The following is a 13,629-nucleotide window of genomic DNA, read 5'->3' on the forward strand; positions in this document are numbered from 1 at the left end:
GCAGAGCCCTGCGCTCTTTTAGTCAGGGCTTTGCCCTGACGACCCACCAAAGGGCCGAGCCCTTTGGGAACCCGGATTTCGCGCCGGCGCAGCTCGCAACAACCACGACGAACGCTTTGGTGACGGGCGGTTAACCTTAACTACACCAATCGCGGGGCAAAGTCGGAACCTGACGGCGGAGAGCCGTCGAACGGTTCCGCACCCGCCATGAAACCTGCCCGTCTCGCCGTCCTGGCCGTCGCGATCGTCGCGGGCTGCGGCGCCGCCCTACTGATGAGCGGCGAAGAGAAGCCGCCCGAGCCCGTCGCGCAGGCCGCGCCCGCGCCGCAGATCCCGCTCGCCGAGGTGCTCGTCGCCGCCGCTGACCTGCCGATGGGCCAGACCCTGAAGGCCGAGGATTTGCGCTGGATGCCCTGGCCCGAGCAGGCGCTGTCGCCGTCCTACGTCGATCGCAAGGCCGCGCCGAAGGGCCTGGAGGACGCGGTCGGCTCGATCGTGCGCACCCCCTTCTCGGCCAGCGAACCGATCCGCCCCGAGCGCCTGGTCAAGGCCGGCAGCGGCTTCATGTCGGCGATCCTGCCGCCGGGCATGCGCGCGGTGGCGATCACCATCGACAACCGCGGCTCGTCGGCGGCGGGCGGCTTCATCCTGCCCAACGACCGGGTCGACCTCATCAAGACCGCTCGCGACGAGAGCGGCAACGGCAACGACCAGTTCGCCGAGACGCTGCTGACCGACATCCGCGTGCTCGCGGTCGGCCAGATCGTCCAGGAGAAGGGCGGCCAGAACGTCGTCACCGCCGACACCGCGACGCTCGCCCTGACCCCGTCCCAGGCGGAGGTCGTCACCCTCGCGCAGAAGGTCGGGCAGCTCTCGCTCGTGCTGCGCAGCGTTCAGGATGCGGGCCAGACCGCCACGGTGGCGGATGCCGAGCCCGACGGAGCCATGACGGTGGTGCGCTTCGGCGTCGCCAAGCAGCAGCGCCGGTGAGGACGAGACCGATGTCCCTTCAGATCCGCAACCGGGCGCTTGCCCTCGCCCTCCTCGCCGCCTCCGGCCTCACCGCCGCCGGCCCCGCCCCGGCGCAGGGCATCTCGCCGGTGCTCACCATCGGGGCGGGCGAATCCGGCCTGTCGCGCAAGGTCGAGCTGACCAAGGGCCGCTCGCTGATCGTCGATCTGCCGCGCGACGCCAAGGAGGTGTTCGTGGCCAACCCGGCGGTCGCCAACGCCGTGGTGCGCTCCAGCCGCAAGCTGTTCCTGATCGGCATCGACAACGGCGCCACCTCGATCTTCGTGATGGACGCGGAAGGCCGCCAGATCGCCGCGCTCGACGTCACCATCGCCCGCGACATCAACGTGCTGAAGCAGTCGCTGCAGCAGAGCCTGCCCACCGGCCGCTTCGACGTGAAGGCGGTGGGCGACTCGATCGTCTTGTCCGGCGCCGTCGGCTCGGCCTCGGAGGCGCAGCAGGCGGTCGACATCGCCAACGCCTTCGTCGGCATCGCGGGCGCCATCGGCGGCATTCGCGGCGCGGTGATCAACAACCTCACCGTGCGCAACAAGGATCAGGTGATGCTGCGCGTCACCGTGGTCGAGGTCTCGCGCAACGTCATCAAGCAGTTCGGCATCAACACGACCGGCAACTGGAACGCGCTGAATCCGATCGGTGTCGTCAAGGATGCCGCCGGCAATATCATTTCTCCCGGCAACTTCCTGACCAACGACGTCGGCTTCCCGCTGACCGGCACGAACACGCCGACCGGCAACCAGCTGGCGGCGTCGGTCTCGGCCGGCGGCTTCTCGCTGCAGGCGACGCTGAAGGCGTTCGAGCGGGCCGGCGTGTCCCGCATCCTGGCGGAGCCGACCCTCACGGCGATCTCGGGCGAGGCCGCCAAGTTCACCGCGGGCGGCGAGATTCCGGTGCCGTCGAACTGCTCCTCCTCGTCCTCGCTGGCGATCGGGACGACGCTCAGCCAGAGCTGCACGGTCTCGCTCGTCTACAAGCCCTACGGCGTGAGCCTCGCCTTCACCCCGGTGGTGCTGGCCGAGAACCGCATCTCGATCCGCGTCGCCACCGATGTGGTCGAACTCGATGCCCAGAACAGCTTCACCTACTACCTCAACAACCGCCCGACCCCGGTCCCGGCCACCACGAAGCGCAGTTCCGAGACCACCGTCGAACTCGCCTCGGGCGCGACGATGATGACCGCGGGCCTGATCCAGCAGAAGAACCGGGCGGCGATCTCCGGCCTGCCGGGCCTGATGAGCCTGCCGGTCCTCGGCGCGCTGTTCCGCTCGCGCGACTACCAGCGCGACGAGACAGAGCTGATGATCATGGTCACCCCCTACATCGCCAAGCCGATGGAGGCGCGCCAGGTGCAGCGCCCCGACGACAACTTCGTCGATGCGCCGGACGGCAAGGCGGTGCTGCTCGGGCAGATCAACCGGATCTACGGCACGGTCGGCGGCGGCACCCTCGGGCCGGCCTATCGCGGACGCGTCGGCTTCATCGCCGACTGATCTCGACACGCGCAGCGGGGCCGGGCCGGAAGGTCCGGCCGAACCCGACGGATCGCGGGTGCGAAAAAAGCGCCCCAGCAGGATCGAACCACCGATGCCTTCCCCCACTCGCCTCCCCGTCCGCGCACTGGCTCCCGTCTCCGTGCTGGTGCTGGCCGGCCTCCTCGGCGCCTGCCGGGCCGACCGGGTGTCCACCACCGGCTCGACCTACCCGATCGACGTGCGCACCCGCCATCCGATCGTGCTGGCGGATGCCGACCGCACCCTCGACGTGTTCCCCACGGGCGTCGGCCATATCGATCCGCGGCAAGCCGCCGACATCGAGGCCTTCCTGCTCGAATACCGCCGCTACGGCCGCGGCCTCATCACCCTAGAACTGCCCCAGGGCGTGGCGCCCTCGCTCGCCGTCCCGGTCGAGCGCACCGGCGCGGCGATCCGCCGGCTCGGCGCCGAGATGGGCGTCCCGCCCGGCGGCTGGGCGGTGGACGGCTACCCGGTCGCCAACCCGCGGCTCGCCGCCCCGGTCCGGCTCACCTTCCAGCGGATGCAGGCCAACGTATCGAGCAAGTGCGGGCTCTGGCCGCGCGACCTCGGCACGAGCGACATCCGCGCCGACTGGTCGAACGAGCCGCAATGGAACCTCGGCTGCGCGACGCAGTCCAACATCGCCGCCCAGGTCGCCGACCCGGTCGATCTCGTGCGCGGGCGCCCCGAGGGCCGCATCGACACGGTCCGCCGCACCCGCGACATCGGCGAGCTGCGCCAGGGCAAGGATCCGTCAACCGACTGGCGGCAGGATGGGAAGACCAACGTCAAGGAACAGGTGAAGAATTAACGGCGGCTCCGCGTCGCCCCACCGTCCCGTCACAAGTCTCCTTCGAACCGGAACAACGCGTCATGCCGGACAACCACGAGGCCACGGACCGCACGATCGCCCCGGTGCCCCGGATCACGATCCAGGCGTTCTGCGAGACGCCCGAGACCGCGGCGATGATCGAGGGGATCGTCTCCGACCGGCGGATGCAGAAGGCGCACGTCAAGGTGCAGATGGGCGGGGGCGCGGCGGCGGTCGAGGCCTACCGGCACGCGCCGACCCCCAACGTCATCCTGATCGAGTTCGTCGGCACCAAGTCGCGCCCGCTCGAATGCCTCGACCAGCTCGCCGAGTGCTGCGACGAGGGCACGAAGGTCCTCGTCGTCGGCCACGTCAACGACGTGCTGCTCTACCGCCAGTTCATGCAGCGCGGCGTCAGCGAGTACCTGATGGCTCCGGTCGCCCCCGTGGCGCTGATCGCGGCGGTGTCGGACCTGTTCTCGGCGCCGGGCGCCAAGCCGGTCGGGCGCACCATCGCGGTCTACGGGGCGCGGGGCGGCGTCGGCGCCTCGACGGTCGCCCACAACCTCGCCTGGACGGTGGCGCGCGAGCACGGCACCTCGACGGTGATCGCCGACCTCGACATCGCCTTCGGCACGGCGAGCCTCAACTTCAACCAGGACCCGCCGCAGGGCATAGCCGAGGCGGTGTTCGCCCCCGAGCGCCTCGACGCCAACCTGCTCGACCGGCTGCTGTCGAAATGCGCCGACAACCTCAGCCTGCTCTCGGCACCGGCCACCCTCGACCGGACCATCGACCTGACCGAGCCGGCCTTCGATGCGCTGACCGACCTGCTGCGCGCGGCGGTGCCCTGCATCGTCATGGACGTGCCGCATCACTGGTCGGCCTGGACCCGGCGCGTGCTGGTCGCCGCCGACGAGATCCTGATCGTCGCCTCGCCCGATCTCGCCTCCCTGCGCAACACCAAGAACCTGCTCGCCCTGCTCCAGGCGAACCGGCCCAACGACGCGAAGGCGCGGGTGATCCTCAACGGCGTCGGCATGCCCAAGCGCCCGGAGATCGCGGCGGCCGAGTTCGCCAAGGCGCTCGACGCGACGCTCCAGGCCTCGATCCCCTTCGATCCGGCGCTCTTCGGCACCGCGGCCAACAACGGCCAGATGATCGCCGAGGTGCAGGCGAACGCCAAGGCGGCGGAGATCTTCGCCGAGGTCGCGGGCGTCGTCACCGGCCGGTCCGAGGTGAAGCGGTCGCGCCCCAACCTCCTGGAGCCGCTGCTCGCCCGCTTGAGCCGCAAGAAGGCCTCGTGAGCGTGGCCCGCGCGCCCTCCCCCTCCTTCGCCCCCTCCCTTCCCGTCAGTTGAGGGCGCACGGCGCCATGTTCGGACGACGCTCCACCGCCGCAGCGGCCCCCGCCGCCCCGGTCCTGCCGGCCGGAAAGCCGCTGCCCCCCGCCCCCGTCCTGCAGGACGAGGCGCGCGCCGCGCGGCCCGAGGCGCCGCCGCCGCCCAAGCCCGCGCCGGCGGCGCCGCCCGCGCCGCACAAGTCGGAAGAGTATTTCCGCACGAAGAGCATGATCTTCGGCGCGCTGATCGAGGCGATCGACCTCGCCCAGCTGGCCAAGCTCGACGCCGAATCGGCCCGCGAGGAAATCCGCGACATCGTCTCGGAGATCATCGGCCTCAAGAACATCGTCCTGTCGATCGCCGAGCAGGAAGAACTGCTCGACGACATCTGCAACGACGTGCTCGGCTACGGCCCGCTCGAACCGCTGCTCGCCCGCGACGACATCGCCGACGTGATGGTCAACGGCGCCGACCGGACCTTCATCGAAGTGTCGGGCAAGATTCAGCTCACCAACGTGCGCTTCCGCGACAACCAGCAGCTGATGAACATCTGCCAGCGGATCGTCAGCCAAGTGGGCCGGCGCGTCGACGAATCCTCGCCGATCTGCGACGCGCGCCTGCCCGACGGCTCCCGCGTCAACGTCATCGCCCCGCCGCTCGCCATCGACGGGCCGGCACTCACCATCCGCAAGTTCAAGAAGGACAAGCTCACCCTCGACCAGCTCGTCCGCTTCGGCGCGATCTCGCCCGAGGGCGCCAAGATCCTGCAGATCATCGGCAAGGTCCGCTGCAACGTCGTCATCTCCGGCGGCACCGGCTCGGGCAAGACGACGCTGCTCAACTGCCTCACCGCCTATATCGAGCACGACGAGCGGGTCATCACCTGCGAGGACGCGGCGGAACTCCAGCTCCAGCAGCCGCACGTGGTCCGGCTCGAGACCCGCCCGCCGAACCTGGAGGGCCAGGGCTCGGTCACCATGCGCGACCTCGTCAAGAACTGCCTGCGCATGCGGCCCGAGCGCATCATCGTCGGCGAGGTGCGCGGGCCGGAGGCGTTCGACCTCCTCCAGGCCATGAACACCGGCCACGACGGCTCGATGGGCACGCTGCACGCCAACAGCCCCCGCGAGTGCCTCGCGCGTATCGAGTCGATGATCACCATGGGCGGCTTCTCGCTGCCCTCCAAGACGCTGCGCGAGATGATCACCGGCTCGGTGGACGTCATCATCCAGGCCATGCGCATGCGCGACGGCTCGCGACGCATCACCCACATCACCGAGGTGCTGGGGATGGAGGGCGACGTCATCATCACCCAGGACCTGTTCGTCTACGACATCCTCGGCGAGGACGCGAACGGCCGCCTGATCGGCCGCCACCGCTCCACCGGCATCGGCCGCCCGCGCTTCTGGGACCGGGCGCGCTACTACGGCGAGGAGCGGGCGCTGGCCGAAGCCCTCGACGCGGCGGCCGTCGACGGAGAGGCGGCGTGAGCGCGCTCAACCTGCCCCTGGCCGTCGGCCTCGTCGCCGTGGCGGCGGGCGCGGTCGCCTACGTCGCGCTGGTTCCGCTGCTCTCGGGCGAGCGCCGGGCCGAGCAGCGCCGCAAGGCCGTGGGGCAGAGCCGCACGGTCGTGGCCGAGCGCGCCACCGCCGCCAGCCGCCGCGAACAGGTCGCCAAGAGCCTCAAGGAACTCGACGCCAAGAAGGGCAACACCAAGGTCACCCTGGAGCTGAAGATCGCCCGGGCCGGCCTCGATTGGAGCCGGAAGAAATATTACGTCGTCTCCATCCTGATCGCCCTCGGCCTCTGCCTCGGCGTGCTCCTCGCCTCGGGCAGCCTCCCCGCCGCCCTGCTGGGGCTGTTCGTCGGCGGGCTCGGCCTCCCGGCCTGGATGCTCAAGCACCTGCAGAAGCGGCGCATCGCTGCCTTCATCGACGAGTTGCCCAACGCCATCGACGTGGTGGTGCGCGGCCTCAAGTCCGGCATCCCGCTCGGCGACTGCCTGCGGATGATCTCGCGCGAGGCCAAGGAGCCCCTGCGCTCCGAGTTCCGCGTTGCCAACGAGGCGCAGGCCTTGGGCCTGCCGATGTCGGAGGCGATCCAGCGCATGTACGAGCGCGTGCCCGTCACGGAGGTGAACTTCTTCGCCGTGGTGATCGGCATTCAGGCCAAGGCCGGCGGCAACCTCTCGGAGGCGCTCGGCAACCTGTCGCGGGTGCTGCGCGAGCGCAAGAAGATGGCCGGCAAGATCGCCGCGATGAGCATGGAGGCGAAGGTCTCGGCGTTCATCATCGCCGCCCTGCCCTTCATCGTCGCCTTCACCACCTACCTGTCGAGCCCCGACTACATCTCGCTCCTGTGGACCACCGCCATCGGCAAGATCGCGCTCGCGGCCTCCGCCCTGTGGATGGGCCTCGGCATCGCGATGATGCGCAAGATGATCAACTTCGACGTCTAAGATTTTTTGGGCCGACCGCACCGTCATTGCGAGGCGGAGCCGAAGCAATCCAGGGCGCGACGCTTTCGAAGAAGGCGAGACCGTGCCGACGAAACGGTCCCGCGGGTGCTCCATCCGGATGGTTCGGAGCGCTGGATTGTTTCGGCTTCGCCTCGCTAGGGCGGGGAGGCCGAGGGGACCGGGCGGACGTCACGTAACGAGTGCGTTGGGAGGAAACCGATGCTGGATCAGATGGTCGATGCGGCGCTTCAGCCGCGCTTCCTCGCCACCGTACTGACGGGCGTCGCCGCCGCCGCGACCGTGTTTACGCTGGTCCAGCCGCTGATCGAGACGGACACGCTGGCCAAGCGGATGAAGCTCGTCAGCGACGAGCGCGAGCAGATGCGTCTGCGCGAGCGCGAGCGCCTGTCGAACCGCGCGACGCTTCGCAGCGAGCCCAAGGCCTACATGAAGCGCGTGGTGGAGCAGCTCCACCTCACCCGCTGGCTCGGCACCGAGACGGCGAAGGCCAAGCTGGTGCTGGCGGGCTATCGCGGCGCGGGCGCCGAGACGGCGTTCCTGTTCTTCCGCCTCGTGACGCCCGCCGCCGCGACGCTCGCGGCCCTGTTCTACCTGTTCGTGCTGGAGGTGCTGGACCAGCCGCTGATGATCCGCCTCGGCATCGTGCTGCTGGTGGCCTTCCTCGGCATGAAGCTGCCCGAGGTCTATCTCAGTAACGCGACCTCCAAGCGTCAGGCGCAGATCCGTCAGGCCTGGCCCGACGCCCTCGATATGTGCCTGATCTGCGTCGAATCCGGCATGTCGTCGGAGAACGCCTTCCGCCGCGTCAGCCTGGAGATCGCCTCGCAATCGGCGGTGCTCGCCGAGGAGCTGGCACTGCTCAACGCCGAGCTGTCCTACCTGCCCGACCGGCGCGTCGCCTACGAGAACCTCGCACTGCGCACCGGCCTCGAACCGGTGAAGTCGCTGACCACGGCGCTGATCCAGGCCGAGCGCTACGGCACCCCCGTCGGCCAAGCGCTGCGCGTGCTCGCCCAGGAGAGCCGCGACACCCGCATGAACGAGGCGGAGAAGAAGGCCGCCGCGCTCCCGCCGAAGCTGACCGTGCCGATGATCGTGTTCTTCCTGCCGGTGCTGTTCGTCGTCATCATGACGCCCGCCGGCATCCAGGCCTACTCGATGATGAACAAGTAGGTTTTTCAGGATTCGACGAGCGGAGGACGAGGGGGCGGCGCCCCCTCACTGCGACCCTCGGGTCGGCGGCGGCTCGAAGCGCAGGATGTCCTTGAGGACGAGGCCGATCTCCTCGCGCTGCTCCTTCGGCAGGGCAAGCATGCGCGTGCGCAGGCTCGCCCAGGCCGCCGCGTAGTCGCCGCCATGTTCCGCGGCCGCCTCCCGGCAGAGCGCCATCAACGTCTGCAGGGTTTCGATCGCCTCACCGCTGTTGTCCATTTTCGAGACACCCTCGCCGATTTCACGACTACGCAGCCCATCCCGGCGTTCGATAGGTTGCCGTCGGATATGGCTGTGGAAGGGTTATGGACGCGTCTCAACTACAGATCATGCACAATCGGGTGCATGCAGAGGTCGTCACGACGCAGGAACAGTTGCTGCATGCTTTCCTGATCCGCAGCATTTGCTTCATGGAAGGCGAAGGTCTGAAGACGAAGCAGGCCATCGACGGCAACGACTTCCAGGCGACGCATTTCGTCTTCTACGATCTCGAAGAGCCGATCGGCGCGACGCGCATCCGCTGGTTCCAGGACTTCGCCAAGATCGAGCGGACCGCGTTCCGGCCGGCCTACCGCTCGCCGAAGGTGCTCAAGCGCCTGTCGGTGGACGTGTTCGCCCACGTCGCCCGCAAGGGCTACGACAAGCTGATCACCCATGCCGGCCCGAATTTCGTGCCCGTCTGGCGGCGCTTCCTCGGCTTCGAGGTGGTCGACAAGCCCGCACTCGTCAGTCCCGAATACGAGGACTGCATCGAGATGATCAAACGGCTCGACGTGCCTGCGAACGCCATCACGATGGAGAGCGACATCAGCACGCTCTACCGGGTCGAGGGCGCGTGGGACCAGCCGACATGGCTGGGCTGACCGCCCGATCCGACGACGACAGGCCTCGATCAGCTTCCCAGGAAGAGGTCGAGCCCCGGATGGGTCGTGCCGATCTGCGCGGTGAAGGTCGGATCGAACCAGGGTTGCGCGGCGAAGAGATCGACGAGGAAGTCGCGCACCACCGCGACCGACCGGTCCTGCAGGCGGTCGGTCAGGATCGAGGCGTAGATCGGCAGGCGGATCTCCAGGCCGAGCGGCACGTGCATCAGCGTCGGCTCCTGAAACGTGTAGCTGGCGAGCAGGCCGATGCCGAGGCCGGCCTTGACCATCACGGCGTAGATGATCGCGTTGTCCGAGAAGTGACGGGTCGCGCGCCCCTGGCGCACGAGGTCCTGCCACTGCGTCCAGGGCGGGACCGGTGCGGCGTATTTCTCGGTGTCGAGGAAGTCGTGCTCGTGCAGGGTGGCAAGCGTCGGCATGCCGCGCTCGGCCAGGTACTCGCGGCCCGCGACGGGCGCGAGATGCAGCCAGCCCAGCCGGACGTTGGTGACGTCTTTCTGCTCGTCGGGGCTGAAGCCGATCATGCAGTCGGTCGAGTTCTCCCGCAGCGAGCGGTAGTTCTGCAGGGCGTTCAGGTGGAGCTGCACGCCGGGATACTGGTCGCTGAACCGGCGCAGGGCCGGCGTAATGACGATGAGCCCGAGGCCGTCGGGGCAGCTCAACCGGACCGAGCCCTCCACTACGCCGCGCGGCGCGGCGGCCTGCCGCGTCGCGAGGAACAGGTCGCGATCGACCCGGGCCAGGGACTTGGCCAGTTCCTCGCCCTTCGGCGTCAGGGCGATGCCGCTGGCGCTGGAGATGAGGAGCTGCGCCCCGACCACGTCCTGCAACCGCCGGATCTGCCCGTTGACCGTGCTGCGGCTCGCCCCCAGCTGCTCGGCGGCCCGCGTGATCGAGCCGGCCTTGGCCACCGACAGGAACGTGAGCAGTTCGGCCCAGTGTCCGCTGAGCAGGCGCGGCTCGTCGAGGCTGGAGCCCGACACCGAACGGGCGTCCGTCTGAAAAAGGTGCATGGGCTCCGATTCTCGCTGCGCTCCCGATCATCGCCGCATCCGCGCACGGCGACAACCGCATGGCCCGAGGTGCGAGCGTGACGATTCCGGAGCAGACGCGGGCGGCGGACGAGCCGTCACGGGTGGAAGCGATCGCGGTCAAGATCCACGCGCTGGTCGAGGAGCGCGGTTCGCCCGAACTCAGGGCCGCCGCGCTGGCTTTGGTCGAGACCGTGCAAGCCGAGATGCGGGAGCTGGAAGCGGAGCGCGGCTCCGGCTTGTCCGCCCCGAAGCGGACGGTCTGAGCCCATCGATCGTCAAGCCCGCCGTCGCGGTCATGGGACCGGACGAGGTCCGCTACCCGGGCCGCGCCTGCTTGGCCCGCTCGATCTCGTAGCCGAGCCGCGAGAGCAGCGTCATCAGCGCGGCGTGCGACCGGGGCATGTGGACGGCATCGATCAGTTGCATCGCCGCTTCGGCTTGCGCGAGCACCATGCCGAGCAGTTCGAGGTCGCTGGCGGCCTCGTCGGTCTCGTCGAGGACGGGGGGAGGCGCGTCGGGCATGGCTTTAGCTTAGCGTTCCGCGCATCGAAGGATCGACCCACCGGGGCGGGGCCTTTCTCGCCCAGTCACGACTCCTGGCTGCGTAGCAGATCGACCCGCCCCTGCCCATACGACCGTAGGTCGCCGAGCGGCCGGCGCTCTCACGCAGCCGGCGCCCTGGCCCGCTCCCAGTAGCCGACGACGAGGTGCTGCTCGCGGGTCAGGCCCCGCTCCGAGCGCAGGTGCTTGCGCAGCGCACGGGCGGCCCCGGCCTCGCAGCCGGCCCAGACGAAGAGGTCGTCGCCCGCGGGGAAGTCGAGGGCGCGGATGGCGGCCACGAGCGTGCTCTCGGGCGCCCGGTCGAGCCAGCGCAGGCTCACCCCTTCCGGCGCGGCCAGCGGATAGCCGGCCTCCGCCCCGTCCGCCTCGATCAACACGACGCCGCGGGCATGGCGGGGCATCGCTTCCAGCAGCCGGGCGATGGCGGGCAACGCCGTCTCGTCGCCCGCGAGCAGGGTCCAGGCGGCGGGCGGCGCCGCGCGGCCCATCGGCCCGGCGATGCCGCAGATCGCGCCGGGCCGGGCTTCGACCGCGAAGCGCGCGCCCGGTCCCGGATCGTCGTGGAGCACGAAGTCGATCGCGACCGTGTCGGGGCTCGCCCGGCGGATCGTGTAGTAGCGCACCTCCGGGCAGTTCGGGGCCTCGGGCCACAGGGTGCGCCCGTCGGGACCGGGACGGGGCCATTCCGGCCGCGTCACGCCGGGCGGCGGCAGGTAGAGCCGTACGTGCAGGTCGTCCGCGCTGGCGAAGCGGTCGAGATCGCGGCCGGTGAAGGTGAGGCGACGCAGCCGCGGCGTCAGCGCTTCGCTCGACATCAGCTGCAACTCGCGGAAGTTCGCGAAGGTGGGCGCGCCCGCCGTAAAGCCCGACCACGCGATGACGGGCTCCTCGCCCTCGGAGAAGTCGACGATGTTGGCCGCGAGCAGCGCGCGCAGCATCTCCAGCCCGCCCTCGTCGGGCGCCTCGACCCGTACCCGCAACCGCTCGCCCACCGGCTCCAGGCTGCCGGTGCCGGCGCCGAGTTGCAGGACGACGCGAGCCCCGTGCCGCGCGTGGGCGACGTCGTGGGCGCTGAGGTGCTCAACGAGGTCGGTCGTGAGCCTTTGCGGATCGGCGAGCGCGACCGTCGCTTCGGAGAACAGCATCGCGGATCGGCTCCTCGGCCGCGCTTCGGGAGTTTTTGCGCCGGTCCGCCCCGCTCCTCGCCGTCATTGCGAGGCGGAGCCGAAGCAATCCAGGCCGCGACATGCCCAGAGAAGGCGAGACCGCGCCGATGACACGGCTCCGTGTGCGCCCTCCTCGGACAATGCGGAGCGCTGGATTGCTTCGGCTCCGCCTCGCAATGACGGATCGCGTTGGAAACCGCAGCGGTCAATTGACGCCGGGTTTAGAGGGTAATCTCCGGCAGCGTCAACGTGATGCTGTCTTATGCTGCTCAATCCGCTGATTATACTTGTTCCAGACTACCCCTGAGCGCCATCGTGCCACAAAAACCCTTTCCCCTAAATTCCTCCGCCCCCCGTTCGTCCCCCTCCCGACACGCCCCGGCCCGACCGGGCGCTCCGGAGGGAGTCCGCGACCTTGAGCTTCGACCGCGACGACATCCTGTTCCACGTGGTGGTGAACGACGAGGAGCAATACTCGATCTGGCCCGATTTCAAGCCGACCCCCGAGGGCTGGCGCCGGGAGGGGTTCAGCGGCGACAAGGCCGCCTGCCTCAAGCACATCGAGACCGTCTGGACCGACATGCGCCCGCGCAGCCTGCGCGAGGCGATGGACGCCGACGCCCGCGCCTGACAACCAACCCGAAGAGGCCGCCCATGCCCACCCCCTCCCTGCCCGTCCTGCTCGAAGGCACCGGCCCGCTGATCCGGGCGATCGAAGCCCGCGATAGCGAGATCCGCGACGCGCTCGGCACCGTCGGCGGCGCGCTGCTGCGGGGCTATGCGGTCGAGAGCGTCGAGGCGTTCCGCGCATTCGCCGCGGGCTTCGGCCATCCGCTCCTGTCCTACGAGTTCGGCTCGACGCCGCGCAGCAAGGTCGAGGGCGGGGTCTATTCCTCGACCGAGTACCCGGCCCACCGCGAGATACCGCTCCACAACGAGCAATCCTACACCCGCGACTGGCCGCTGCGGATCTGGTTCCACTGCGTCACCGCCTCGCCCGAAGGCGGCGCCACCCCGCTCGCCGACAGCCGCGCGATCTACCGGGCGCTCGACCCCGCGCTCCGCGAAAAGTTCGCCAAGAAGGGGCTGCGCTACGTGCGCAACTTCGGCAACGGCCTCGACCTGCCCTGGAGCAAGGTGTTCAACACGGAGGATCGCAGCGCCGTCGAAGCGTACTGCCGCGACCACGCCATCGACTTCACGTGGAAGGAGGACGGCGAGCTGCGCACGAGCCAGCTCTGTCAGGCGGTGGCCCGGCATCCCCGCACCGGCGAGGACGTGTGGTTCAACCAAGCCCACCTGTTCCACGTCTCCGCCCTCGACGAGGTGGAGCGTGAAGTCCTGCTCGACACGGTCGGGGAGGACGAACTCCCCCGCAACGTGTATTTCGGCGACGGAAGTCCGATTCCCGACGAAGACCTCGACGCCGTGCGCGCCGTGTTGGAGGCCGAGAAGGTGACCTTCCCCTGGCAGGCGGGCGACGTCTTGATGCTCGACAACATGCTGATCATGCACGGCCGCGAGCCCTATGCCGGCCCGCGCAAGGTCGTCGTCGCCATGGCCGAGGCGCACGGGATGAACAGGGCCGCATGAG

General features: G+C 69.4%; 15 protein-coding genes. 11 read left to right on the forward strand and 4 right to left on the reverse strand.

Translation table 11 applies throughout. The annotated features are described in order from the left end of the window. Positions 1-207: 207 nt before the first annotated feature. The 7 genes from cpaB (at position 208) to AAHG03_RS02990 (ending at position 8,351) form a co-directional block, all read left to right on the forward strand. Complete coding sequence (gene cpaB / locus AAHG03_RS02960) at positions 208-990, forward strand: Flp pilus assembly protein CpaB (RefSeq protein ID WP_342148660.1); 783 nt, start codon at positions 208-210, stop codon at positions 988-990. A gap of 11 nt (positions 991-1,001) precedes the next feature. Beyond that, the gene (locus AAHG03_RS02965; RefSeq protein ID WP_342148661.1) at positions 1,002-2,522 is read left to right on the forward strand and encodes a type II and III secretion system protein family protein; all 1,521 of its coding nucleotides are present in this window, start codon (positions 1,002-1,004) and stop codon (positions 2,520-2,522) included. Between the two features lie 94 nt (positions 2,523-2,616). Continuing rightward, the gene (locus tag AAHG03_RS02970; protein WP_342148662.1) at positions 2,617-3,357 is read left to right on the forward strand and encodes a CpaD family pilus assembly protein; all 741 of its coding nucleotides are present in this window, start codon (positions 2,617-2,619) and stop codon (positions 3,355-3,357) included. Positions 3,358-3,419: 62 nt separating this feature from the next. After that, a complete protein-coding gene (locus tag AAHG03_RS02975; RefSeq protein WP_342148664.1) occupies positions 3,420-4,664 on the forward strand; it encodes an AAA family ATPase in 1,245 nt (414 codons plus the stop codon). A gap of 67 nt (positions 4,665-4,731) precedes the next feature. Then, the gene (locus AAHG03_RS02980; RefSeq protein ID WP_342148665.1) at positions 4,732-6,189 is read left to right on the forward strand and encodes a CpaF family protein; all 1,458 of its coding nucleotides are present in this window, start codon (positions 4,732-4,734) and stop codon (positions 6,187-6,189) included. Then, positions 6,186-7,157, forward strand: coding sequence for a type II secretion system F family protein (locus AAHG03_RS02985; RefSeq protein ID WP_342148668.1), 972 nt, complete (start codon positions 6,186-6,188; stop codon positions 7,155-7,157). The genes AAHG03_RS02980 and AAHG03_RS02985 overlap by 4 nt, the downstream gene beginning before the upstream one ends. A gap of 219 nt (positions 7,158-7,376) precedes the next feature. Then, positions 7,377-8,351, forward strand: coding sequence for a type II secretion system F family protein (locus tag AAHG03_RS02990; protein ID WP_342148670.1), 975 nt, complete (start codon positions 7,377-7,379; stop codon positions 8,349-8,351). Between the two features lie 45 nt (positions 8,352-8,396). Here AAHG03_RS02990 and AAHG03_RS02995 read toward each other — a convergent pair whose 3' ends face one another. After that, on the reverse strand, positions 8,397-8,609 hold the full coding sequence (locus tag AAHG03_RS02995) for a hypothetical protein (RefSeq protein WP_342148671.1): 213 nt from the start codon (positions 8,607-8,609) through the stop codon (positions 8,397-8,399). 155 nt (positions 8,610-8,764) lie between these two features. On the opposite strand from AAHG03_RS02995, the gene AAHG03_RS03000 reads away from it, so the two are divergent. Continuing rightward, positions 8,765-9,253, forward strand: coding sequence for a GNAT family N-acetyltransferase (locus AAHG03_RS03000; RefSeq protein WP_342148673.1), 489 nt, complete (start codon positions 8,765-8,767; stop codon positions 9,251-9,253). A 29-nt stretch (positions 9,254-9,282) separates the two neighbouring features. On the opposite strand, the gene AAHG03_RS03005 is transcribed toward AAHG03_RS03000, so the two are convergent. Then, positions 9,283-10,287: a LysR family transcriptional regulator gene (locus tag AAHG03_RS03005; protein WP_342148674.1), complete on the reverse strand. Its 1,005-nt coding sequence runs from the start codon at positions 10,285-10,287 to the stop codon at positions 9,283-9,285. Positions 10,288-10,364: 77 nt separating this feature from the next. Between AAHG03_RS03005 and AAHG03_RS03010 the strand changes: the two genes are divergently transcribed. After that, on the forward strand, positions 10,365-10,571 hold the full coding sequence (locus tag AAHG03_RS03010; protein ID WP_342148676.1) for a hypothetical protein: 207 nt from the start codon (positions 10,365-10,367) through the stop codon (positions 10,569-10,571). 52 nt (positions 10,572-10,623) lie between these two features. Here the strand turns inward: AAHG03_RS03010 and AAHG03_RS03015 are convergent, their stop codons facing one another. Next, positions 10,624-10,830 (reverse strand): hypothetical protein, encoded by a 207-nt coding sequence (locus tag AAHG03_RS03015; RefSeq protein WP_342148677.1) that lies wholly within the window; start codon positions 10,828-10,830, stop codon positions 10,624-10,626. Between the two features lie 140 nt (positions 10,831-10,970). Continuing rightward, positions 10,971-12,014 (reverse strand): siderophore-interacting protein, encoded by a 1,044-nt coding sequence (locus tag AAHG03_RS03020; protein ID WP_342148678.1) that lies wholly within the window; start codon positions 12,012-12,014, stop codon positions 10,971-10,973. Positions 12,015-12,450: 436 nt separating this feature from the next. On the opposite strand from AAHG03_RS03020, the gene AAHG03_RS03025 reads away from it, so the two are divergent. Together AAHG03_RS03025 and AAHG03_RS03030 are read left to right on the forward strand one after the other, a co-directional pair. Further along, on the forward strand, positions 12,451-12,666 hold the full coding sequence (locus tag AAHG03_RS03025) for an MbtH family protein (RefSeq protein WP_342148679.1): 216 nt from the start codon (positions 12,451-12,453) through the stop codon (positions 12,664-12,666). A 23-nt stretch (positions 12,667-12,689) separates the two neighbouring features. Then, positions 12,690-13,628: a TauD/TfdA family dioxygenase gene (locus tag AAHG03_RS03030; RefSeq protein WP_342148680.1), complete on the forward strand. Its 939-nt coding sequence runs from the start codon at positions 12,690-12,692 to the stop codon at positions 13,626-13,628. The last annotated feature ends 1 nt before the right edge of the window (position 13,629 follow it).

This window comes from Methylorubrum subtropicum (assembly GCF_038442325.1).
Lineage (GTDB): Bacteria > Pseudomonadota > Alphaproteobacteria > Rhizobiales > Beijerinckiaceae > Methylobacterium > Methylobacterium subtropicum.